The 24,547-nt window shown below is 36.0% G+C and carries 22 protein-coding genes and 1 other annotated feature; of the genes, 16 read left to right on the plus strand and 6 right to left on the minus strand.

What is annotated here, in order from left to right; translation table 11 throughout:
* Positions 1-28: 28 nt before the first annotated feature.
* Positions 29-640: a hypothetical protein gene (locus I6760_RS05105; protein ID WP_196593377.1), complete on the plus strand. Its 612-nt coding sequence runs from the start codon at positions 29-31 to the stop codon at positions 638-640.
* A 126-nt stretch (positions 641-766) separates the two neighbouring features.
* Here the strand turns inward: I6760_RS05105 and I6760_RS05110 are convergent, their stop codons facing one another.
* Together I6760_RS05110 and I6760_RS05115 are read right to left on the minus strand one after the other, a co-directional pair.
* Positions 767-1,420 carry a YjbE family putative metal transport protein gene (locus I6760_RS05110; protein ID WP_196593378.1) on the minus strand — a complete coding sequence of 218 codons (654 nt, stop codon included), beginning with the start codon at positions 1,418-1,420 and terminating at the stop codon, positions 767-769.
* Positions 1,421-1,795: 375 nt separating this feature from the next.
* Positions 1,796-2,680: a LysR family transcriptional regulator gene (locus I6760_RS05115; RefSeq protein ID WP_196593379.1), complete on the minus strand. Its 885-nt coding sequence runs from the start codon at positions 2,678-2,680 to the stop codon at positions 1,796-1,798.
* Between the two features lie 466 nt (positions 2,681-3,146).
* Between I6760_RS05115 and I6760_RS05120 the strand changes: the two genes are divergently transcribed.
* From I6760_RS05120 to I6760_RS05150, 7 genes are all read left to right on the plus strand, one after another.
* The gene (locus I6760_RS05120) at positions 3,147-3,356 is read left to right on the plus strand and encodes a cold-shock protein (protein ID WP_196593380.1); all 210 of its coding nucleotides are present in this window, start codon (positions 3,147-3,149) and stop codon (positions 3,354-3,356) included.
* A 179-nt stretch (positions 3,357-3,535) separates the two neighbouring features.
* Entirely contained in the window at positions 3,536-4,312 is a 777-nt protein-coding gene (locus tag I6760_RS05125; RefSeq protein ID WP_196593381.1) for an MBL fold metallo-hydrolase, read from the plus strand.
* 95 nt (positions 4,313-4,407) lie between these two features.
* Positions 4,408-5,538 carry a S1C family serine protease gene (locus tag I6760_RS05130; protein ID WP_196593382.1) on the plus strand — a complete coding sequence of 377 codons (1,131 nt, stop codon included), beginning with the start codon at positions 4,408-4,410 and terminating at the stop codon, positions 5,536-5,538.
* Positions 5,535-6,014 (plus strand): 23S rRNA (pseudouridine(1915)-N(3))-methyltransferase RlmH, encoded by a 480-nt coding sequence (gene rlmH / locus I6760_RS05135; protein WP_196593383.1) that lies wholly within the window; start codon positions 5,535-5,537, stop codon positions 6,012-6,014. Before I6760_RS05130 ends, rlmH begins: the two co-directional genes overlap by 4 nt.
* A gap of 388 nt (positions 6,015-6,402) precedes the next feature.
* A complete protein-coding gene (locus I6760_RS05140; RefSeq protein WP_196593384.1) occupies positions 6,403-6,606 on the plus strand; it encodes a hypothetical protein in 204 nt (67 codons plus the stop codon).
* Positions 6,587-7,054, plus strand: coding sequence for a tRNA adenosine(34) deaminase TadA (tadA, locus tag I6760_RS05145; protein ID WP_196593385.1), 468 nt, complete (start codon positions 6,587-6,589; stop codon positions 7,052-7,054). The genes I6760_RS05140 and tadA overlap by 20 nt, the downstream gene beginning before the upstream one ends.
* 105 nt (positions 7,055-7,159) lie before the next feature.
* On the plus strand, positions 7,160-7,582 hold the full coding sequence (locus I6760_RS05150) for a universal stress protein (protein ID WP_196593386.1): 423 nt from the start codon (positions 7,160-7,162) through the stop codon (positions 7,580-7,582).
* Positions 7,583-7,816: 234 nt separating this feature from the next.
* Here I6760_RS05150 and I6760_RS05155 read toward each other — a convergent pair whose 3' ends face one another.
* Entirely contained in the window at positions 7,817-11,704 is a 3,888-nt protein-coding gene (locus I6760_RS05155) for a phosphoribosylformylglycinamidine synthase (RefSeq protein ID WP_196593387.1), read from the minus strand.
* Between the two features lie 293 nt (positions 11,705-11,997).
* Positions 11,998-12,198: a binding site (T-box leader), on the plus strand.
* A gap of 139 nt (positions 12,199-12,337) precedes the next feature.
* Between I6760_RS05155 and I6760_RS05160 the strand changes: the two genes are divergently transcribed.
* Both I6760_RS05160 and I6760_RS05165 read left to right on the plus strand, forming a co-directional pair.
* Positions 12,338-12,817: an Lrp/AsnC family transcriptional regulator gene (locus I6760_RS05160; protein WP_196593388.1), complete on the plus strand. Its 480-nt coding sequence runs from the start codon at positions 12,338-12,340 to the stop codon at positions 12,815-12,817.
* Positions 12,814-13,983 carry an aminotransferase class I/II-fold pyridoxal phosphate-dependent enzyme gene (locus I6760_RS05165; protein WP_196593389.1) on the plus strand — a complete coding sequence of 390 codons (1,170 nt, stop codon included), beginning with the start codon at positions 12,814-12,816 and terminating at the stop codon, positions 13,981-13,983. Before I6760_RS05160 ends, I6760_RS05165 begins: the two co-directional genes overlap by 4 nt.
* 212 nt (positions 13,984-14,195) lie before the next feature.
* Here I6760_RS05165 and panD read toward each other — a convergent pair whose 3' ends face one another.
* The gene (panD, locus tag I6760_RS05170; protein ID WP_196593390.1) at positions 14,196-14,603 is read right to left on the minus strand and encodes an aspartate 1-decarboxylase; all 408 of its coding nucleotides are present in this window, start codon (positions 14,601-14,603) and stop codon (positions 14,196-14,198) included.
* A complete protein-coding gene (panC, locus tag I6760_RS05175; RefSeq protein WP_196593391.1) occupies positions 14,603-15,457 on the minus strand; it encodes a pantoate--beta-alanine ligase in 855 nt (284 codons plus the stop codon). Before panC ends, panD begins: the two co-directional genes overlap by 1 nt.
* Before the next feature lie 460 nt (positions 15,458-15,917).
* On the opposite strand from panC, the gene I6760_RS05180 reads away from it, so the two are divergent.
* Positions 15,918-17,375: a DASS family sodium-coupled anion symporter gene (locus tag I6760_RS05180; protein ID WP_196593392.1), complete on the plus strand. Its 1,458-nt coding sequence runs from the start codon at positions 15,918-15,920 to the stop codon at positions 17,373-17,375.
* Positions 17,376-17,982: 607 nt separating this feature from the next.
* A complete protein-coding gene (locus tag I6760_RS05185) occupies positions 17,983-19,704 on the plus strand; it encodes a methyl-accepting chemotaxis protein (protein ID WP_196593393.1) in 1,722 nt (573 codons plus the stop codon).
* A gap of 195 nt (positions 19,705-19,899) precedes the next feature.
* Here I6760_RS05185 and I6760_RS05190 read toward each other — a convergent pair whose 3' ends face one another.
* Positions 19,900-20,253, minus strand: a complete 354-nt coding sequence (locus tag I6760_RS05190) for a helix-turn-helix domain-containing protein (RefSeq protein ID WP_196593394.1) — start codon at positions 20,251-20,253, stop codon at positions 19,900-19,902.
* 621 nt (positions 20,254-20,874) lie between these two features.
* Here I6760_RS05190 and I6760_RS05195 point away from each other — a divergent pair.
* From I6760_RS05195 to I6760_RS05210, 4 genes are all read left to right on the plus strand, one after another.
* Entirely contained in the window at positions 20,875-22,572 is a 1,698-nt protein-coding gene (locus tag I6760_RS05195) for a methyl-accepting chemotaxis protein (RefSeq protein ID WP_196593395.1), read from the plus strand.
* A gap of 13 nt (positions 22,573-22,585) precedes the next feature.
* Positions 22,586-23,608 (plus strand): substrate-binding domain-containing protein, encoded by a 1,023-nt coding sequence (locus I6760_RS05200; RefSeq protein ID WP_196593396.1) that lies wholly within the window; start codon positions 22,586-22,588, stop codon positions 23,606-23,608.
* 303 nt (positions 23,609-23,911) lie between these two features.
* Complete coding sequence (locus I6760_RS05205; protein ID WP_196593397.1) at positions 23,912-24,169, plus strand: type II toxin-antitoxin system Phd/YefM family antitoxin; 258 nt, start codon at positions 23,912-23,914, stop codon at positions 24,167-24,169.
* Positions 24,162-24,416 (plus strand): Txe/YoeB family addiction module toxin, encoded by a 255-nt coding sequence (locus tag I6760_RS05210; protein ID WP_196593398.1) that lies wholly within the window; start codon positions 24,162-24,164, stop codon positions 24,414-24,416. Before I6760_RS05205 ends, I6760_RS05210 begins: the two co-directional genes overlap by 8 nt.
* Positions 24,417-24,547: the final 131 nt, after the last annotated feature.

Consider the following 24,547-nt stretch of genomic DNA (forward strand, 5'->3'; position numbering starts at 1 on the left):
GCCATATGCCGATAGGAGGGTATTAAAAATGGAAAATATAAAAAATAAAATAGTATTTAGTTTTTTTGCAATTTCTCTCAGCATTAGTGCTGCACTGCCTGCTAAGGCAGCTGCATATACTTATACTAGCAGAGAATATGGCTTCAGTATTGAATGTCCCCAAAAACCTTTAGGAGTTGTTCCCTTAGTAGATTCTAAACAAAAAGGGGAGATTCTTGTTTTTAGTAATGATGGATATTTTATTTTAAAAGGATGGATTATTGCTACTAATGCATTTGATACAAATAAAATGCCTGATTTTGATAATCTTGATGCGAAAGAAACACAAAAATATGTCAATAACTTGAAGGAAAATAATAATTATGCTATTGTAAGATTGATTAAACTGCATGGTCATAAAGTTTTGTATGCAGTAACCCAGAAAGATGCATATGTCAATGATGATAACAAGAAAGCACCATTGAAACAAAGCACCAGCCAGCGTATAGAAACTTATATACCTGGAGAAAAAACAAATTATGCTATTGTGTTTTTTAAGTCAGGGGATATGACGAAAGAAGATATCTATGATTATCAAGAAGGATTGATTTCATTTAAAGAAATCATAAATAATAAAGTAAAAGATACGAAAAAAAAATAATAAAAAAAATAGGCTACCGTATATAACAGCATTAACCTCATAAAATGCAGTGATGACCATTTGATAAGTAAGTGAAAAGGTACACATTTTATGAAAGAGAATGTTTATGTACGGTGCCTTATTTTTTCAGGTCGATTTTTTTAAGACATATGAAGAAATGAGCGTTATCAGGACAAAAATTATAGGAAGCAGGTACGGCATATATTGATTTAAAGCAAGAAGACCATTTCCAATTATCAAATCATTATTGATCATGGATGCAGAAGTATATGCTAAAATACAGGCACCTATGGTTACAAGAAAGGGAAGCCTATTCATACAGGCAGCTATGAAGTTACTGCCAGAAATAATTATGGGTATGCTTATGATAAGCCCAATGATAATCAGCCAGAAGTTTCCCTGTGCAGCTCCGGCAATAGCGAGGACATTATCTATTCCCATTGCAGCATCAGCAATTATTATGGTTCTGACTGCAGCCATAAAAGTGACCGAAGAACTTATAGACTGGACATTATTGGCAGTTGGGCGTAGCAGCTTTATGGCGATAGGCAGCAACAACAAGCCACCTGCAGCCTGCAGATAGGGAATAGTCAGCAAATAAGTAGCTAAAAAAGTCATCAAAATTCTAATTACTACGGCTCCGGCCATACCAATGAAAATAGCTCTTTTCCGCATACTATCGGGAAGTCTGCGTGAAGCTAAAGCTATAACTACAGCATTATCACCAGCTAGAATTAAATCTAATAGTATTATTGTTCCAAGTGAGGTTGCAAAATCCATAAAATTCTCCTTTGTATTTATAATAAATTGTGATCATAAGAAAATTTTGTAAAAAAAAGACTTTTAATGCACAGATAATGTACATTAAAAGTCTCACTAATCGCTTTTCGACGTTATTACCAGCTGATAAAACAGCAGTGATGTTGATAATAACATTAAAGTTACTCCCTTTTAATTATAGCCAAATTATATGAAATAATAATAATATTGTCAAGAAATATTATTATTAATAATTTATTAACAGGATGCCATTTGGAAGAATCCTACCTTTTTAGTACGGCAGGATTGTTAATGGGCATAGTGCTTCTCATTAATTCTTATCGATGGGAAGCACATTTCTGAGATTTAAAATTGTTTTTATTTAATACAGGAATTTTATTGTGAATGACTTACTTTATAACAGCTGTCTATAAAAGTTTGCATAGCAGAAGTTATAAATTTATCCTTATGATAAACGATCCAAAATGAGCGGGAAAATATAAGGCCGGGAATGGAAAAAGTTATCAGCTTATTTGCTTCTAACTCTGGTAGTACAGCACGCTTCGATATTACACTTATCCCCAAATTAGCCGATACGGCTTTTTTTATTGTTTCCGCGCTGTTATAAATGCCGCCTACTTTATAGTTTGCATGAGCATTATACATTGTGTTCTCAAATAACTGTCTTGTACCACTTCCTTCTTCACGCAGAAAAAATGTTTGGTTTTCTAAATCAGATGGTGTGATATTTTTTTTACCGGCTAAGGAATTATAAGGTGAGGCAATGAATATAAGCTCATCTTTCATAAAGGCTTCTTTTTTTAAATAATTGGATTGAATACTGCCTTCTACCAGCGCAATATCAAGTTTGCTGTCAAGGAGCATAGTTTCCAACATAGAGGAATTATGAATTTGTGATATAATCTGCTGCTGGGGAATTATTTCAGCAGCTCTTTTTAATATATCAATAAGTACGGATTCTCCGATTGTTATACTGGCTCCTATTCGTAGTGGATTTATTTTGGTAAACGCACGCATTGCTTCTTCTGTTTGTATGTTCAGATGAACAAGATTTTTAGCATATGACAGCAAGCGTGTACCGGCATCAGTGATGAATAACCGTCGTCCTAACCGTTCAAATAATAAAATACCATAGTGGGTTTCTAACTCCTGCACAGCTTGACTGACAGAAGGCTGGGTAATGTGAAGTTTTTTTGAGGCAGCGGTTACACCACCCTGTTGACAGACACAGATAAATATAGAAAGATGTCTCAGCGTCATTGTAGTTTGCACCTGCTCCTAATGGGTTTATTTGTCTATAACCATGATGTAATCTTAATATGATATTCATTATCATATTAAGATTAGAATTGGATTGATAGGTATAAAAGATATGAGAGAAAATTAGTTTATAATAATAACAAGGAATAAAAGAAAATATACATCTCTGAAAGTATAATATATATAGCAGGCGTATTCAATGAAATATTACAGAGTATATTGTATAAAAAATAAAATATACAATATATTTTCATATTTTTCTCAAATAAGAGAAAAAATATGATATATCTATTTGACAATTTTGAACCTACATGTTATAGTAAGGCTGTATTCAGAGATTGGCAACGGACTCACATGCTCTTGTAAGTCATTGATTGGTTAATTCGATGTTTTACAAGAGCATGTGCTTTTTGTTTAATTCTATTGAATATATAATATTTTTTTAATTCTCAGGAGGACTCATATAATGACAGGAACAGTAAAATGGTTTAACGCTGGTAAAGGCTATGGCTTCATCACTAATGATGATGGAAGTGGAGATTTATTTGTACATTTTTCCGCTATTCAGGCTGAAGGCTATAAAACCCTTGAAGAAGGCCAGAAAGTAACCTTCGATGCTGAACCAGATAGCCGCGACAGCAGTAAAATGCGCGCTGTTAATGTTTGCGTTGCCTAATTGATATATAGGAATACAAATGTAAAAATACCGTCTGACAAAATGTCAGACGGTATTTTTTTTCACAAATTTGTCATAATTTGCAGTTATAATTAAAATTGTATTTTAATTCTTCATTGTCGCAAGGAGTTTTTTAATGCTATAATTATATGCATAGAAAACATGAGGAGACGAGAAATTTGCAAGTTTCTGTTTTGGCCAGTGGTAGTAAAGGAAATGCTATTTTTGTCGAGATGTTTGGAACCCGACTTTTAATAGATGCAGGAATCAGCGCTCGGCGTATTAATAAGGCACTCTTGGAGTTAGATGAGGACATTAAAAATATTGATGGAGTAATTATTACGCATGAACATCGTGATCATATAACAGGATTACCTACGCTTTGCAAGAAATATAATCTGCCTGTTTATTCCCGACTTGGCACTTTTAAAGCGATGTTTTGTCTGGATAAATTACCAGAAAAGTGTATTAATCCAATTAGCGATAATTTTATTATTAAAGATTTAGCGATAGAAGCATTCAATATATCACATGATGCTGCTGACCCGGTAGGATATAGTATAAAAAGCCATAACAAAAAATGTACTATTGCTACAGACTTGGGGTTTGTTACCAGTAATGTACAAGAGGCTATCGATAATTCAAACGTTTTGGTGCTGGAGGCTAACCATGATCCGCAGATGCTACAGGCCGGAGTATATCCGTTAGCATTGAAAAAGCGTATTATGAGTAATAAGGGTCATTTATCAAATAATGATGCGGCATGGGCACTGGTAAGGATGAAAAAACAACATCCACATATTTTTTTGGCGCATATGAGCGAAGAAAATAACTGTCCGTTTATTGCGGCAAAAACGATTACTGATATAATAAAAAAACAGGGAATTGTGCCAGGTACAGATCTTAGTATACAAATAGCCAGACAAAATGAAACAGTAACTTTATGCGATAATTAACAAGATAGGGTTTGGATGAAAAACTGTAAAAACACAAAATCTGGTACCTTATAAACAGGAAAATATTTAATTTTAATATGAGAAGGGTGATATATATGTTGAAGAATGTTAAGTATAGGTCTTATTTTTCACATGGATTGTCTTTTTTGGCGGGAGTTTTAGTCATAATGATAGTCTTGTTATCAGGCTGTTCTCTGGGCTCAGCGGATAACAATAAAGGCACAGCTGCTTACAATACGCAACAGGCAGCTAAAAAAACTTCACAGGGGCCAATTTCTGCAGCACGTGATACAGCTGTGGTTCGCGCGGCAAAGGCAGTAGGGCCAGCAGTCGTTGGAATAACTAATAAGGCTGTGGCTCGTGATTGGTTTAATAATCAGGTGGAAATCAGCCAGGGTGTTGGTTCCGGCGTAATATTCAAAAGTGACGGATATATCGTAACAAATAACCACGTTATTGCAGGAGCTAAGGAAATTACGGTATCTCTGGCTGATGGACGTACGCTTCCAGGCAAACTTGTTGGAACTGATCCGGTAACCGATATAGCTGTTGTTAAGATAGATGCTAAAAATCTTCCCGTTGCTAAGTTTGGTAATTCAGATGATATCATGGTGGGAGAACCAGCTATTGCCATAGGAAACCCAATGGGACTGGAATTTCAGGGTAGTGTTACAGCAGGTGTCATAAGTGCCTTGAATCGTACACTTAATATAGGGGAAGGCCGTGTTAAATTATTGCAGACTGATGCGGCAATAAATCCTGGTAATTCAGGCGGAGCACTTGTAAATGCCGATGGGCTTGTCATAGGGATAAATAGTGCTAAACTGGCTGCCGCCGGAGTTGAAGGCATGGGTTTTGCTATTCCCATAAATACTGTAAGGCCGATAATAGATCAAATAATAGCCAAGGGGCATGTATCAAGACCATATCTTGGTGTAGGTGTATTTGACAAAAACACCGCGGCAAAAAGTGGGTATCTCCTTAATATCGATAGGGGCGTTTATGTTGTACAGGTAGAAAATAATGGTCCGGCGGCAAAAGCAGGGATACGCCGTGGCGATATCATTGAAAAGATAGATGGTAAAGCTATTAATACCGTGAATGACTTGCGTGACACTATTGCGACACATAAAATTTCTGATAAAGTTTCACTCGTAATAGTAAGAAATGGTAAGGAAATAACCGTTGAAGCACAGCTGGAAGAAATGCCGGCAAGGAATCAGTGAAAATAACGGTAATAAGCGCAGGAAAAATCAAGGAAAAATATTTACGTGAGGGAATAGCTGAGTTTTGTAAAAGACTACGTCCTTTTACCCAGCTGGAGATCATTGAAATTATGGAAGAAAAAATGCCCGATTCGCCTTCTCCCGCGGCAAAAGAGAAAATTCTTATTGCTGAAGGGAAAAGACTCATGCGGCGAATTCCTGCAAATGATTTTTTATTTGTGCTTGATGTATATGGACGGCAGCTTTCTTCAGAGGATTTTGCCGCTAAAATAAGTACATTGGGACTTAATGGCAGAAGCAAATTTACCTTTATAATAGGAGGACCATTTGGCTTATCGGAGGAACTACGCGAAAAAGCCGATATGCGTATAAGTTTTTCCTCGATGACATTTACACACCAAATGGTAAAGTTGCTTCTGGTAGAACAGGTTTATCGGGCTTTTAAAATAAATAATGGAGAAAAATATCATTGGTAAATGAAACTGATATACAAACAGTTGGACTCTTATAAAGAGAATGCTTATCGCCACGCTTTCTCTGGTGTCATTAGTAAAGCAATTGAGGAATATTTATGAGAATAACAGCTGTGTACATCAGTTTTATTTTACTAAGTATTATAAATATGAAAAACAGTTTAGCTGTTAATATTTATGACAGAAAATTTTCATAAGCATTAGCAAAGTTACAGTTTTTACGATATAATATAAGTAGATAGTAATTTATTATTTATTGTTTCGAAATAGGCAGGGAGCATGTCCGAATACATGGATAGTAATTTAGTCACAGCTGGTTATTAAATATATGTGGTTTTGAGGAAGCTGTCTGTCGGGAAAAAATACTTGTGCTATAAAGGAGGGCTTCATTATGGTACCGCGTATTGAACGAATTGCCAGGACAAATAAAATTGTAATGAATTATGGATATAAGCAGTTTGAAATGCATGATAGGGAGTTTAAGGAAAACAAAAAAAAGAAGTCTCCAAATTTTAAAAAAGTATTAAATAAAATGATAGACAAATCTCATTCTGCTCCGTATACAGTAGAAATAAATGAAAAAAAATTTCTCTGATAAATATATGATGCAGCAGGCATTGCAACAGGCAGAACAAGCTTTTGTGCTTGATGAGGTTCCAGTGGGGGCTGTTATAATAGATTCAACAGGCAATATTATAGCAACGGCACATAATGAACAGGAACACCGCAATGATGTTTCAGCTCATGCTGAGATGCTTGCAATACGACAGGCAGAAACGAAACTAAAACGGTGGCGGCTTGATGATTTGACTTTGTACGTGACGTTGGAGCCTTGTCCTATGTGTGCAGGAGCTATTTTGCTCAGCAGGATAAAACGGCTAGTTTATGGCACGGCGGATATTCGTATGGGAGCAATTGAATCTTTATTTGCTATTCCGGTGCACCCGGCTTTGAGTCATAAAATAGAAATACGGGCGGGTGTTTTAGAAACTGAGTGCAGGCATATTTTGCAGACTTTTTTTGTGGCAAAACGGCATAAATAATAATATGAGTTTTCTGGCTGCTGATGTACAGGGTATTTTATAGACAATTAAGGATAATTATATTATAATTATTCATGGTTCGATAATTGCAATGGAGGGGTTCATATGGATAATATAAAAACTATTCTTGTTCCGGTAGATGGTTCTGAAGGTTCTGATAAAGCAGTAGAATTTGCTATTAAATTGGCACAGGTATACCAGGCTAAAATTGATTTTTTATATATTGCTAATATTAATCAATTGGCTATTAATGCATGTTTGTCAGACGCTATTTTAGATGCAGTTACTAAGGCTGGAGATGCTATTTTAGACAGAGCATTGGCTAAAGTTCCTCAGGGTATCAAAGTAGAAGCTTTCTCGGAAACAGGTTCTCCATCAGTTACTATTCTGGAATTTGCTGAAGAAAATAAAAATGATATGATAGCGATGGGTAGCCGCGGCCTTGGAGTTGTTAAAGGGGTGCTTTTAGGCAGCGTAAGTCAGTACGTTGTTGAAAATGCTAAATGTCCAGTCGTAATTGCTAAATAATTTTTTCGTTTTTATTAAGATTTGTGAAACTGTCGCGTGTAGGTATTTTTTATAAATCTTGCAAGGATTTGTTTTTCGGTAGAATGGGAAAATGAATAACGATGGTAATGTGTATTTTATGAAGTTGATATTTATTAAGAAACAATTTTGCTTCTGTTATAATTTAAACAGCTGATAGTAATGCATTAATACAATGCATTACTATCAGCTGTTTTAGTTTAAGAAAAGCTGTTATTATCTGTAATATGCGACGCCTGATTCAAATATCATTTGATTTTTTTCGCCAGGAACATTTATGCCTAAATCGTCTGTTATACGTTCAGAATGTCCCATTTTACCAAATACACGACCATCAGGACTGGTGATACCTTCTATGGCGTTTATGGAACCATTAGGATTATATTTTATATCCATAGAAGCAGTTCCTTCAAAATCAACATATTGTGTTGCAATTTGGCCTTTTTTACGCAGTTGGCTTATTACCTCTGTTGTAGCGAAGAATCTGCCTTCACCATGAGATACAGCCATTGTATGTACTGATCCCAGCTTTACTTTAGAAAGCCATGGAGATAAATTAGAAACAACCTTAGTCTGGACCATTCTGGAAACATGGCGTCCTATTTCATTATAGGTAAGCGTAGGCGTATCAATATCAAGGTCACGTATTTTACCATAAGGTAGCAGGCCTAATTTTATAAGAGCTTGAAAACCGTTACATATGCCGAGCATCAATCCATCACGCTGATATAGTAATTTATTTATAGCATCTGCAATGCGAGGATTTCTAAATGTGGCAGCAATAAATTTTCCGCTGCCGTCTGGTTCATCACCACCGGAAAATCCACCGGGAAGCATAATTATTTGCGAGGACTGGATAGCTTTTTCTATTGCTAATACGGATTCTTCAACGGTGGAAACAGTTAAATTGCGTATGACCAATATTTCTACTTTGGCACCGGCACGTTCAAATGCTGCCTGAGTGTCATATTCACAGTTGGTGCCAGGAAATACAGGAATAAATACCTTCGGCTTGGCAATGGTGATATCCCTAGAAATGATTTTCTTGGCATGATAGATCATGCTTACTGTCTTAGAAAAATTCCTATTGCTGTAAGGGGAAATACTGGGGCTATTTGTAGCGAATACTTTTTCTGCTTCTAAACCTAGATTATTATTTGCTGTTTCAGAAAAAGGTTTGATATTGCGTTTTACAGGACTTTTTATTTGTGTGGGAAATATACTTTCCAACGGAGAGTTGAAAGCTTTGTCGATAGTATCAAGCGCAATAGTGACATTGCCATAAACAATGCTAGGATTACTTGAAGTATAGCCTAGCAGGTAAGCACCAGTATTTTTTAGTTCCGACAATTCGGCCCCCTTGGCTACTTCAATAATTATCGTACCATATGAACTGCCAAACATTTTAGGAATATCATAAGAAATATTATCATTGAATTTAAAGCCGATATTCTCACCCAGACACATTTTACTTATTGTTGCGGCAATACCACCTTTCCCAACACTCATGGCAGAATAAATTTTTCTGCTGTCGATTAGATTGTAAATGGCCGTAAAATTTGCTTTTAGCTTGTCAAATAAAGGTAGATAGGCTTTATCTTTATGGGCAGGAACTACATATACAAGATTGCCGCTTAATTTAAATTCGGAAGATATGACTTTTTTTACGGAAACAGGACATACAGCAAAGGCAATAAGTGAAGGCGGAACAGTCAGATTCATGAATGTTCCTGACATAGAATCTTTACCACCAATGGCAGCTGTACCAAATTCATGCTGTGCTTTTAAAGCACCTAAGAGTGCTGCAAATGGTTTGCCCCATTTTACTGGATCAGTCCCCAGGCTTTCAAAATATTCCTGTAGTGTCAAACGAGCTCTCGTATAGTCACCACCCATAGCGGTTATTTTGGCAAGTGCAGCTACGATGGAATAAATAGCACCATGATAAGGACTCCATTCTAGTAGATAGGGGTCAAAGCCAAAAGACATAAGGGTTGCTGTATCCGTATTTCCGCCGATAACAGGCAGCTTGGCAGCCATGCCTTCTGCCGGAGTGCGCTGTGTATAACCGCCATAAGGCATTAATACAGTCCCTGCACCAATTGATGAGTCAAACTGTTCAGCAAGACCTTTTTGATTGCAGACATTCAGATCCTGCAAATTTTCCAGCCATAAATGCTCCACAGCATCTTTTCCATATTTCAGGGATGGCAGCTGGGAGAAATAGGTCTTGTATTTATCGGGAGCAGTTACTTTTACCGTAACATGCTGTTGTACACCATTTGTCTGGAGGAAAGAACGGCTTATATCGACAATAGTTTTTTCCCGCCAAACCATGCGCAGGCGATTATTATCAGTAACAACTGCGACTACTGTGGCTTCAAGATTTTCTGCACTGGCATAGTTGATAAATTTTGGGGCGTCATTTTTATCAACGACAACAGCCATGCGTTCCTGTGATTCAGAGATAGCTAGTTCCGTACCATCTAAACCGGCATATTTTTTCTTTATTCTATCTAATTCAATATAAAGTCCGTCTGCAAGTTCTCCAATGGCAACGGCTACACCACCGGCACCAAAATCGTTGCAACGTTTTATGAGCTGGCTTACATTTTTATCTCTAAATAAACGCTGGAGCTTTCTTTCTGTAGGTGGATTACCCTTTTGGACTTCGGCTCCGCAGGTTTCCAATGATTCCACAGTGTGCTCTTTCGATGAACCTGTGGCACCGCCAATGCCATCGCGGCCGGTTCGCCCGCCTACAAGGATTATTACATCGCCAGGCTGCGGTTGTTTCCGTACCACATTTTTCTGGGGAACAGCACCAATTACGGCACCTACTTCAAGGCGTTTGGCTAAAAAACCATCATGGTAGACTTCATGAACCTGTCCTGTAGCAAGGCCAATTTGGTTACCGTAAGAACTATATCCATGGGCGGCATCACGGGTGATTTTCCTTTGCGGCAGCTTACCTTCTATAGTTTCATCCAGGCTGCGGCGCGGATCGGCTGCTCCTGTGACACGCATGGCCTGGTATACATAAGCACGGCCCGATAATGGGTCTCGAATTGCTCCACCGAGACAGGTAGCCGCGCCACCGAAAGGTTCTATTTCAGTAGGATGATTATGGGTTTCATTTTTGAACATAACCAGCCAGTTTTCCTTTTGTCCATTTACAATAGCAGGAACAACAATACTGCAGGCATTAATTTCCTCTGAAACATCAAGGTCATCGAGTTTGCCAAGCTTTTTTAACTTTTTCATGCCTATTACGGCCAGATCCATTAAAGTCATGGGCCGCGGTGTATCATAAATACTGCTGCGGTCTTGCTGGTAGAGCATATAAGAACTTTGCAGGCTTTCTGTAAATTCGTTGCTGTCAATAAAAACAGAATCAATAGCAGTGGTAAAAGTAGTATGACGACAGTGGTCAGACCAATAGGTATCAATAACACGTATTTCGGTTATGGTTGGATTGCGGTTTTCCTGATCGCGAAAATATTTGCGACAGAACAGAAAGTCTTCATAGCTCATGGCCAGACCTAATTTTTCGTGCAGTTTATGTATTTCAGTATCGGTCATTATTATAAAATTTTCAAGTTGTGCAACATCTGCGGGTATGTCAGTTTTCATGGCAAGCGTATGCGGTTTTTCCATGGAGGCTTCACGGCATTCAACTTCATTTATGCAGTATTTTTTTATCTTAGCGAAAGAATCATCATCTATGTTACCCATCAGGGCAATTATTTTAGCGGTTCTGACAAGCGGACGTTCTTTTTGTGTAATAAGCTGGACACATTGTGCTGCTGAATCAGCTGTTTGGTCAAATTGACCGGGCAGAAATTCTACTGCAAACATACGGGTGTTTTTCATATGCGGCAAATTTTCGTCGTAAATAACATCGACAGGGGGTTCTGCAAAAATTACATTTTTGGCTTTAGTGAATTCTTCATTGGTAATATTTTCTATATCGTAACGACGAAAAATACGTACGATTCTTAAGTCGGGTATAGTAAACATACTTTTGAGATCAGCACAAAGTTTTTGTGCCGGAATATCAAAAAATCCGGGACGTTTTTCCACATAAATTCGTTTAACTGACATTATCCAGCCTCCATAATAAAATAACTACATATGTATAAGTATCCTCTGGAAAAATAGGTGCATACGCCGCATCCGTAAATAATAGCAAACTTATATATTATAGGGGCGTGAGAACATTATTCACCTATTGGACAGAAACGATACCATAACTTATATAATAATATTTTACATTAGAAATGTTATGTTGTCTATTATATGGAAAATATTTAACTGAAAAGATAAAATTTCGATAAATTTGTAAAGCTTTTTACTTGCAAATACACACATGGTTGTGATAGTATATTGTCATATAAAAAATAGCGATGAACAAATGAGTACGATATATCGACTTTTCAGAGAAACGGCGGGTGGTGTGAGCCGTAAAAGCTGTATATTGGAAGGCTACTTGTGAGCTGTCAATAAAAAATTGACCGCTTTATCTGGCGTTACAGGATATAAAGTGAGCATTATGCTAACTAAGGTGGTACCACGGGAACAATGTCCTCGTCCTTTTCGGACGGGGACTTTTTTTATCTTTTTTTATTAGATATTCGCGAATAAGATAGTACAAGTTCTAAATATTTTTAAAGTGGTTTATAGAAAATTTCAGAAAGTGCAGCTGAAATGATGATTTTGTAAAGGGAGAAATTTATTATGAAAGAGTTATTAAAACTTTTAGAACATGACGCTCGCCGTTCGGTAAAAGAACTGGCAGTAATGCTGGATAAATCTGAATATGAGATTGAAGATGCAATAAAAAAGCTGGAAGATAATAAGGTAATAATGAGCTATAATACACTGATTGACTGGGAAAAAGCCGGAGATCACACGGTAACATCTATCATAGAAGTAAATGTTTCACCGCAGCGGGAAGTAGGGTTTGATGCCATTGCAGAAAGAATATACCGTTTTGATGAAGTAAAAACGGTATATTTGATGTCGGGTAGTTTTGATCTGCTGGTGATAATTGAAGGGCAATCTCTGAATAAAGTTGCTGATTTTGTAGCACGTCGCTTATCAACGATAGAAGGCGTCACTTCGACACGCAGTCATTTTATGCTCAAGGCCTATAAAAAAGACGGCACAATAATGGATGATAAGGAAAATGACCGCAGGCTGGTGATGACACCATGAATAAATGGCAGCATAAGACTTCTGATTTAGTTAACAAAGTACCGCCTTCCGGGATTAGAAAGTTCTTTGATGTCGCGGCAAAGATGGATGATATAATAACTTTGGGAATAGGCGAACCTGACTTTGTGACGCCATGGCATATTCGTGAGAGCTGTGTTTACGGATTAGAAAAAGGATATACTTCTTATTCTACCAATAAGGGAATGCTGCCCTTACGGCAGGAGATAGCAAATTTATATAAAAAAAATTATGCTATAGAATATGATCCGGCTGAAGAAATAATTGTCACTGTCGGAGTAAGCGAAGCCGTTGATCTGGCTATGCGGGCAGTCATAAATCCTGGAGATGAGGTGCTGATTCCTGAGCCTTGCTATGTTTCGTATAAGTCCTGCGTGATTTTGGCAGGAGGCAGACCGGTACCTGTACCTACAACAATAGAAAATGAATTCCGTGTCACAGCAGATGATTTGGAAAAATATGTTACAAATAAGACAAAGATGCTTTTAATAGGATATCCCAATAATCCTACCGGGACTGTTTTGACCAGGGATGAACTGAATGGGCTGGCAGAATTTGCCCAAAAATACGATCTTATAGTTTTATCTGATGAAATATATGGTGATTTAACATATGGCGGAATGAAACATGTCTGTTTTTCAACTCTCCCAGGAATGAAAGATCGTACAATTGTTTTTAATGGATTTTCTAAAGCATATGCAATGACTGGCTGGCGGCTGGGATATGCTTTGGCTAATCCTGTGTTTATAGAAGCCATGAATAAAATTCACCAGTATACTATGCTCTGTGCACCGGTTACTGCACAAGTCGCTGGTATAGAGGCTCTGCAGAATGGGGAAAACAGCATGCATAAGATGATCCATGAGTATGACAGGCGGCGGCATCTCATTTATGAAGGATTCTGCAGGATGGGTTTGAAAACATTTGAACCTAAAGGAGCTTTTTATATATTCCCCAATATTGAAAGTACAGGATTATCCTCAGAACAGTTTGTTGAGGAATTATTAAAACGAGAACATGTAGCAGCTATTCCGGGAAATGCTTTTGGTGAAAGCGGGGAAGGTTTTATTCGCTGTTCGTATGCTACGTCTATTGATAAAATAGCGGAGGCATTGAATCGGATAGAAAACTTTTTGCAACATTTATGATTATATGGAAAAATACAGCCCTTGGCTTAAAGAGCCGGGGGCTGTATTTTGCGTAAATGTATTTTTATGAAATTAATGGATATATATAGTTTTATCATGACTTCTTACATTGTATTTCATAAAATGATGTAAAAATAAATTACGGTTGAAGATAAATGGCTGACTTTATTTGTTTTGGGGATAGTTTAATAAAGCTGCTCATAATACAATACTTAAATGTTTTCCTTAAGGGCCATTTGTGTAGTCTGACATGGTTGTTCAATGTGCGTGGTTGTAACCGGGTGATTATTGGCATCCACAATAACAACTTTGGGTTTTAATGTGCGGGCTTCAGTCTCATTCATAAGGGCATAAGCAATGATGATGATAGTGTCACCTATAGCTGCTTTACGGGCAGCAGCTCCATTTAAGCAGATAATACCGCTGTCCTTTTTACCGGCTATTACATAAGTTTCCAGACGGGCACCATTATTATTATTTACTATCTGTACTCGTTCACCTGGTAGTATTCCTGCCAGTTCCATGAGCGTTTCATCGATAATTATGCTTCCCACATAAGAAAGATCAGCCTGGGTGACGATGGCACGATGTATTTTTCCATGAAACATATTATATATCATTATTCTGCCTCCAGAATTATGTTGTCAATGAGCCTGGTTTCACCAAATTTAACAGCTACAGCGAGTAAAACAGGCTGAGTAATCGTTGTTGGTACAGGGACTAATCCAGGCAACCCGTATAGCTCCACATAATCTATATGGCTCAGAGGCTCAGCAGCTATCATTGAGGTTACTGCTGATATAAGCGTCTGAGGACGGCGCTCTCCTACGGTAAATAGTTTTTTGGCATACTGCAGGCTTTTATATAATACCACAGCAGCTTTCCGCTGTTCACTAGTCAAATATGTGTTACGGGAACTTTTTGCTAGTCCGTCACTTTCACGGATGATGGGCATTATCCGTAATTGTACAGGGAAAAATAAATCTTTAACCATTTTTTTTAGGACTTCAACCTGCTGGGCATCTTTTTGTCCAAAATAAGCTTTATCAGGGTTAATAATATGGAATAACTTGGTTATAATAGTAGCTACTCCGCGAAAATGAATAGGTCTGGTTCGGCCACACAGAACTTTTACAATATTGCCAGTGACTTCTACCCAAGTCATATCATTGCTAGGATAGAGTTCTTTTGGTTTAGGAGAAAAAATTATATCAGCACCGGCAGTATCGGCAGTCTGGCAGTCTTTTGTTAAATTTCGGGGATATTTTTCGTAATCTTCGTTGGGCCCAAACTGGGTAGGGTTAACAAATATACTAACAACAGTCAAGTCGTTTTCTTTGTGGCATGCAGTGATAAGTGAGGCGTGTCCTTCATGCAGTGCGCCCATCGTTGGAACGAGGCCTATTGATTTTCCATTATGGTGAGCGGAGTTAAGCAGGTTTTTTAACTCTAATATAGATTTGCATAGAATCAAGGTATATCTCTCCTTAAAGGTGTATTTTGTAACAAACAAAGAAGAGAAAGATAATAAAAAAAACGCACTGTGAGAAAAGTGCGCAAATATCCTTTGCTATTCGTCTCGGTCACAGTGATCCAAGCGATATTATGTATAATATTTGAATAAGCAGCTGTGATACAGTTCATGAGATACTGTTCATCTTATGCTTGTTACTCGCATATAATAGCATAGATAAAATATCTATGCAAACATTTTATACTGTTTTTTATATTGAAACTGTAGATTTTTTATACTATAATTATATATATTTAAATATTTATAAGCAATGAAGCTTCGAAACTTATTACAATAATACATTTAGAGTAAAAACTGCCAAACTGTCAGATATGCTGTTTTGTGCAGTATGTGTTTGACAGATAATGAATGTGTTAGTAATAAATGTTTTGGAGCCTTTTTGTTTTTAGGAGGCTTGTGTATGGGAAAACGATATGGTCTTATTTTAGGAATATTGATTTTGGGAATAATATTATTTTTACCTACACCGGATGGTTTGTCTATAGCCGGGCAGAGAATTCTTGGTATATTGATATTTTCTGTGGTGATTTGGATGACAGAGGCAGTTTCTTATCCAGTAAGCTCAGTGATTATTGTTTTATTAATGGCATTTTTGCTGGGATTTTCACCTGATCCGTCTAATCCGGTAAAGATGCTGGGAACATCGCATGCATTGAAATATGCTTTATCTGGTTTTAGTACAAATGCCGTGACACTGGTCGGCGGAGCTATGTTCATTGCGGTAGCAATGGTCAAAACGGGACTTGATGAGCGAATTGCTTTGGTTATTTTATCAAGGATAGGCACAAAAACAAACAGAGTGTTAATAGGTGTAATAGCAGTTGGGTTTATTCTAAGCTTTTTTGTTCCAAGTACTACAGCCAGAGTTTCCTGCATGGTTCCTATAATATTGGGTATTATTAATTCTTTTGGTGTTTCAAAGAACAGTCGTTTTGCTGCTGTGATGATGATAGCGGTAGCGCAGGCAGACAGTATCTGGAATGTGGGTATAAAAACGGCCGCCGCGCAGAATATGATTGCACTGAATTTTATAGAAAAACAGCTGGGATATTATATAAGCTGGGGCGAATGGTTTATTGCAGCGGCACCTTTTGCTGCAATTATGTCCGTGGTACTGTACTTTATTTTACTTAAATTGATACCACCAGAAACTAAGGAAATAGCCGGAGGAAAAGAAGCTGTAGCGAAAGCTTTACAAAAATTAGGCCCTATGTCAACCGATGAAAAAAAACTGATGGTTATATCATTGGGGATGCTGTTTTTATGGTCTACAGAAAAAATTCTTCATCCACTTGATACGACTACAATAACTATTCTGGCAGTTGCGGTTATGATGCTGCCCGGCATTGGTATTATGGATTGGAAATATGTGCAGAACCGTATAAGTTGGGGGACATTGATGTTATTTGGCACAGGAATAAGCCTTGGTTCAACAATATTATCGACAAAGGCAGCACACTGGATCGCAGGGGGTATAGTAAATAAGCTGGATTTATATACTATGACAGCATTTGGCATATTAGCAGTTTTGAGTATATTTTTAATTGTTATACATTTGGGATTTGCCAGTGCTACAGCATTGTCGGCAGCGATGATTCCCATAATGATATCTATACTGCAGGGTGTTAACCAGCATCAGGCAATCAACGTTGTTGGAATGACAATGATATTGCAGTATGTAATATGTTTTGGTTTTATACTGCCGGTTAATGCACCGCAGAATATGGTCGTTTTCAGTACGGATACCGTTACTGCACGTGACTTTATTCGCACTGGTATTCCCATAACAATAGCAGCCTATCTACTCATTTTATTAATGGCGGCAACTTATTGGAAATGGCTGGGAATTATATTATAATTGTTTATCTTTAATGACTGTTATATGAATGATATTAGATTTATAAACTATAACTATTATGGCACTATTGCATGAATGAGCATAAATCTTATAAAGACGCAATTTATTATCATTAAATATTTCCCTGTTTTTTAAGGAAAGATAAAATGGCAAAACTGCTTATTTATGATGGATTTATGTGTTATAAGCTTTCATAAAATAGTTTATAAATAAAAATGCATTGTATAACAGTCATTTTTTTATAATATGAAGCTCGTAAAAGGATTAATTTCATGGATAATGATAAAAAATATTAAAAACAACTTATAAAATAGAAATAATAGTTCTAACATCTTATGTAAAAAAACAAATAATTCATACTGATATTATAAACATTGTAAGGAAATTTTATTAAATAATAAGTATACTAATGAAAATAGTTTTAAAACATAAAAAATAATAATTGTTAATTTTTTTTAAAAAAAGTTTTTAGAAAAAATATTTATTCATAAAAACTGAAAATATATATTGACAAGTATGTGCTAATAAACTATTATTTATTTAAATTATACTAATATTCAGATTCATAACAAGGATGTATAAAGAGTAAAATAAGGGAGATAATATTTTGAATTATTTACAAAGCCTTAAAGTAAAGGGAAGAATAGTTTTTTTACTTTCAATTTTATTAGCTGCTCTAGTATGCATAGGGTTAATAGGCTATTATTTTTTGCATGAAGCAAATATAAGTGCAGACAAAATGTATAAAGAAAAATTATTGGCAGTACAGTGGATTAATGACTGCAGAGTTCATCCCCGCAAAATTGAATCAGATATGTATGAAATAATGCTAACATCTGATGCAAATAACAGACAGTCATTAATTGATGATATGAAAGATAGAAATAAAAAATTTACTACCAGTTTTGAAAAACTTGCCAAGCTGCCACTAGATAACGCAAACAGGCAGGAAATAGATAAGATAAAGCTTGATTTAAGGCAATATAATGATATCAATAATAATACCGTAGAGTTGGTGCGTCAGGACAAGACATCACAAGCGTATACATATTATAAAGCTAATGGCGCAGCAGTAATTGAAAGTTTTAATAACGAACTAATTAAACTGGCAGCTTCGATGGACAAATCAGCCCAGGAAATGAATAAGGAAAATGAAGATAAATTTGTACTAGCCAATACATTATTCATTGTAATAGTAATAGTTTCTGTGATTTTAGGAATATTGCTGGGCTGGATAATTGTAAAACAGATTACAGAACGTTTGGCAGAAACTGTAGCCTTTTTGAAAGTTTTAGCAGTGGGGGATTTTTCACAAAAGATAGCGCAAGAACATTTATACGATAAAAGTGAATTTGGTGATGTTGCAAGGGCTGTTGATGCAATGAGCAAGGGGATAAGGCAGCTTATTAAAAGACTGTCAGATTCCTCAACACAGCTTGCTTCATCTTCACAGGAACTGACAGCTAGTGCTGAACAATCAGCTCAAGCATCCAATCAAGTGGCTGGTTCTGTTACCGAAGTAGCCCATGCAGCGGAAAAACAGCTTGAAGTTATAGGCAATGCCAATAATATTGTACAGCAGATTTCTACTGCTATATCGCAGGCAGCTTCAAATGCCCAGACGGTCTCAAGCTACGCTGACCAGACTGCAGAAGCAGCCAATAGTGGAGAAGTGAATATAAAGAAGGCTGTTGACCAGATGCAGCTTATTGAAGAAAAAACGATTAATACAGCAGGTGTAGTTGATGAGCTGGAAGATAAATCAAAACAAATAGGTCAAATAGTAGATGTTATTTCTAATATTGCCGGGCAAACAAATTTGCTGGCCTTAAATGCAGCAATAGAAGCAGCTAGAGCAGGAGAAGCAGGTAAGGGATTTGCTGTAGTAGCAGAAGAAGTAAGAAAGCTGGCTGAACAGTCACAGGAAGCAGCTAAACAAATAACAGAATTGATAACACAAGTGCAGACAAAGACTGACGATGCGGTTATATATATGTCAGCGACTAAAGAACAGGTCAATGCCGGGACTAATATTGTATCAGGAGCAGGTAAGAGTTTCGAAACTATATTGCACATGGTTCGTGATATGACAGCACAGATACGTAACATATCCGCTGGTATTGAAGAAATTACTGGTAATATCCATAATGTAGTAACAGCTGTTGGTGATATTGATAGCCAAAGTAAAAAAGCTTCCGGGGAAAGCCAGAATATTTCTGCCGCCACGCAGCAGCAATCTGCCTCTACAGAAGAAATAGCATCAGCCAGCCAGCATTTAGCAAAAATGGCAGAAGAACTTCAAAATGCTATTCGAAAGTTTAAAATATAATTTTTGCCCAAAAATAAAAAAGATACTGAATGGAATGTAAGCCATTAGTATTTTACTGTCTTCATAATGATGGCAGTCGTATGATAATAGTGTTCATTTACTACCTCTAGATATGTAATTAAAATAAAACAGCATTTGTTTTACTATGGTTAAAAAACAGTAAAACAAATGCTGTTTTATTTGGAAAATAAGTAATTATTTTATACCGGAATGTGTGTCCTTTATAGTACACTCATATTGCAAAAGAAAATCAATCGTATTTTTACCGCGTTGATCTAAGGCACGGTATTTTTCTATATGTTCTCTTTCACTGGGAGTAAAAGGATTATATTTTTCCGCATATTTACCATAAATGTCCAGTAGAGTAATATTTAATATTTTGCATATTCTTAATAATATGTCTAAATCTATTGAATTGGTTCCGTTTTCCCAGCTGGAAATAGTATTGTGTTTTACTCCTAACTTGACAGCAAGATCACGCTGCGTTAATTTTAATCTTTTTCTATAGTATGCTAAATTTTTGGCAAGTTCGTCTTTAACGGAATTCAATTGTCGTCCCTCCTTTTTTATGAAATGTAGCATAAATTTCACCTAAAATCAAGGGTACTATTAATACACTATCTAATAATATTATTGACATTACTTTTAAAATTAATTACCATAATATTAATTTTAAAAGTTATAATATATCAAAAAATAAAATAACAAGCTTAAAAATAGAGAATATATGGCACTAAAAAGATTATTATTTCTTTGTATGATCAGAATTTTATAGATTTCATATAGTGATATTTTAAAGTTATACTCAGAAAAAAAAGAAACTTAGAACAAAAAAATATTTTTTATTTACTATATATTTAGGAGTAAATTTATTTTTTTTGGGAAAAACCTAATAATTAGAATGTTATTGTAAAATAACAAAAAAACATAAAATGATGTTTTTTTTATTGTTTTATAAATAAACTTATTAAAAAGGCAAGGAGGAAAAATTAAAAAGTAAGGGTAAAATTTTTTGCCCTATAATATAAGACTACCTAATATTTAAAAATATAATATACCATGGAAAATTAAAGTAATATGTATGACAATAAGATATTTTGTAGTAAGGATTTATTGAAATAGGAAATAGTATAAAACTGGTCAATTAATTTTACGTGAGGGGCATTATATATGGGAAAGCTTACTATTAAAAAGAAGTTATATAGTATTTTTGGTGTACTTATTATCATTTTTATCTGTAATGGCATTTACTCGGCATATACGTTGAGCAGTATAAGCAATGGGGCATTGCGTATTGCAACGAAACACCTGCGAAGTGTTTTAGCAGTGGAAGACAGTAGTGCTGCCATGTCAAATTATCGACAGAAAGAATATGCTATTGTTACAGCAGAAACGTTGCCAGACAGGGTGAGAGCAGAGCAGGAAACAAAAAAGCTTGCGGACCAGATTGACATTACTTTCAATGGAATTAAACCAACACTTTCCGGTGATGCCATACAGAATTTTTCTCAGATGAACCAAATATGGGATAAGTATAAAAAAGATATGCCTAAGCTCATAAATTATGCGGAAAATAATCAAGAAGGCAGAGCAATCAATCTTCTAGGGGCATCTAATCCTGAATATCAGCAGATTGGTTACAAATTAGGACTTGTTCTTGATAATCGCAAAGATTTTATTCATAAAGAAAGTTTAGCCGCAGCAGCGCAGTATGAAAGAGCAAGGATAATTTTAGTGATATCTATTCTGTGTGTAATAATATTGTCTTGCTTTATGGCATGGTATTTAAGTTCATCAATAAATTATGCTGTACAGTATCTTATGAAAATTTCCAAAAAAATTGCAAAAGGAGAACTTAATTTAGCAATAACAGCAAAAACAGAAGATGAATTTGGTATACTGACTAATGCTTATAAAGATACAGTAGGAGAATTACGGACACTTATCAATAATATAAAGGAAACGGCAGAACATGTAGCAGCTTTTTCTGAACAATTAACTGCTAATGCTGGGCAATCAGCTCAGGCAACACAGCAGGTGGCTGCCTCGATAAGCAAGGTAGCTGTTTCAGCTAACAGACAAAAGGAATCTGCCGGGATATCAGCAGATAGTGTAAATAAAATGTCAGCTAATATAAATAATTTTCAGGAACGGGCAGCGGCGTCTTCCAAATCTGCCAATCATGTGGGAAAAATAGCAGCTGATGGAAAAACAGCGGTTGATAGAGCTATGGCGCAAATAAATAAAATAACGGATTCTGTAGTAGAATCATCGGGAGTTATCGAAAAATTGGCTAAACGCTCTGTGGAAATAGGACAAATCAGTGATACTATATCCAATATAGCTGATCAGACAAATCTGCTGGCACTAAATGCAGCTATAGAAGCGGCAAGGGCTGGAGAAGCTGGTAAAGGATTTTCTGTTGTTGCTGAAGAAGTCCGGAAATTAGCTGAAGAATCAGGAAAGGCAGCACAACAGATAGCCGGGCTTATAACAACGATACAAACAGATACAGAACAAGCAGTAGAACGAATGAAAAAAGGTACGGTTGAAGTTAAAAATGGGAAAAAAGTTGTGGGAAAAGCTAGTAAAACCTTTGGGATCATTGCTGATGCGGTTGATGAATTGACAAATAACGCGGAAAATATTCTTTCGGCGGCCAAAAATTCGGCAACTGAAGTACAAAATGTCGTTAAAATAATGAATGATATAAATACTACCAGCGGCAGTGTGGCAGAAGAAACAGAATCTGTATCAGCGGCAACGGAACAGCAGTCAGCATCTATGGATGAAATCGCCGGAGCAAGCCAAAAGCTGGCAGAACTAGCGCAGTCACTGCAAAATTCAACAGCTAAATTTAAATTATAAGGGGGTAAACAGCGTGAAAAAAATATTTATTATATTTTTTATTTTGGCAGTTGTAACAGGGTCTTTTTTTATTGGCGGATGCAGTAAGAGTTCCAATAGTGATAAGAAAGTAGATATTTTTTTCCCGGCCGGTATGGAAAGATGGGAAAAAAGTGGTCAGCAGTTTAAAACAGAATTGGAAAAACAGGGTTTTAAAGTGAATCTTTTATTTGCCAAAACCGCAGATGAACAATCCAAACAGGTAGAAAATGCCATAAAAGATAAAGCAAACTGTGTTGTTATTGGCGCAGTAGATTCTAAGACTATTGGTAAAGCTTTAGAAAAAGCTAAAAAGAATAATATACCAATAATTGCTTATGACCGTTTACCAATGAATACAAATGCGGTTAGTTACTATGCCACTTTTGATAATGAAGGTATCGGCATTGCCATGGGAAAATACATTGTAAATAAATACAATTTAAAAAGTGGAGCAGGGCCATATACTATAGAGTTTTTTCAAGGTGCCGATGATGATAATAATGCTCATATAATAAATAAAGGTGTTATGTCTGTGCTTAAGCCTTATATGGATGACGGACAGCTTGTTGTCCCATCAGGACAGATTGATTTTAAGGCTACTAATACACCTGAGTGGTCGCCTCAGAATGCTGCTAAACGAATGGAAAAACTGGTAGCACAATATTATGGCACCCGCAATCTGGATATAGTATTGTCAGCATCAGACAGTGTTACTGATGGAGTCATACAAGGGCTGATGAACGCAGGCTACAGCGGAAGCTGGCCGTTTATTACAGGACAGGATGCCACCAAAAAAAATCTTGCCTATGTTGAACAGGGGAAACAAGGATTTACTATTTTAAAGAGTGCTGATCTTATAAACAGTAAATGTATAAGAATGGTAAAAGCTGTAATTGATGGCAGCCAGTTAGAAATAAATGATGTAAAAACTTACAATAATGGCGTAATCACAGTACCGTCATATCTTTGCATACCTTTGATAATCGATAAAAATAATATTGCACAAGTGCATTGATGCTCTGATACCAATAATTTTTGCTATCAATTTAATAAATCTGATTGTAATTTTAAGTTGTTTTATCTATACTTGAATTGGTTCAACATTCGCTACACTTCTTTGAAGTTAGATACTTAGAAGGATAGCCTGTTGAACCTTTTTTGTAAAGTGAATTATCTTATCAACTAGCACAATGCACAATGTTCTTATATAATTATTGTGTTTATTTATATCTTAAAAATGAGAATTGTTTCAAAGTAAAGAAATAACTATATAATCGTTGTACTATATATGGTACAATTGATGTAAGAGGTGATTAATATGTTAGCTGCAAATTTTTCTACAGTTAGAAAGAATTTTAAAAGTTATTGTGATACTGCTAATAAAGATTTAGAAACAGTTATTATTACTAGAAAAGAAGGCGGTAACGCTGTTTTAATGTCTGAAACAGAATATAATAATATAATGGAAAATTTATTTGTCCGCAGTAATAAAGAAACTTATTCCAGATTAAAAGAATCAATAAAGCAGTTAGAAAAAGGTCAAGCTGCTATAAGGAATATTAATATCGATGAATAAGGTATTTACAGCAATAGGCTGGGAAGATTATTGTTATTGGCAGACAAATGATAAAAAGATATTGAAAAAAGTTAATGAATTAATAAAAGATATTGAGCGTAATGGCAATGAAGGTATTGGTAAACCAGAACCATTAAAATATGATTTGGATGGTTATTGGAGTCGGAGAATATCGCCGGAGCACAGATTAATTTATAAAATAGATACAGATAATATTTTTATTTTACAATGTAGAGGACACTACTAATATAATCAAGTTCTGATATAATTAATTGTATTAGGTTGGTGACATACTCCCACCACTTAATGCCTCCTGCGGCATTTGAAGTGGGGGCTTCTTGTTCGATACGGCTAATGTCGTAAGCATAAGCAAGCTAA

The organism is Pectinatus sottacetonis (assembly GCF_015732155.1).
GTDB lineage: Bacteria > Bacillota > Negativicutes > Selenomonadales > Selenomonadaceae > Pectinatus > Pectinatus sottacetonis.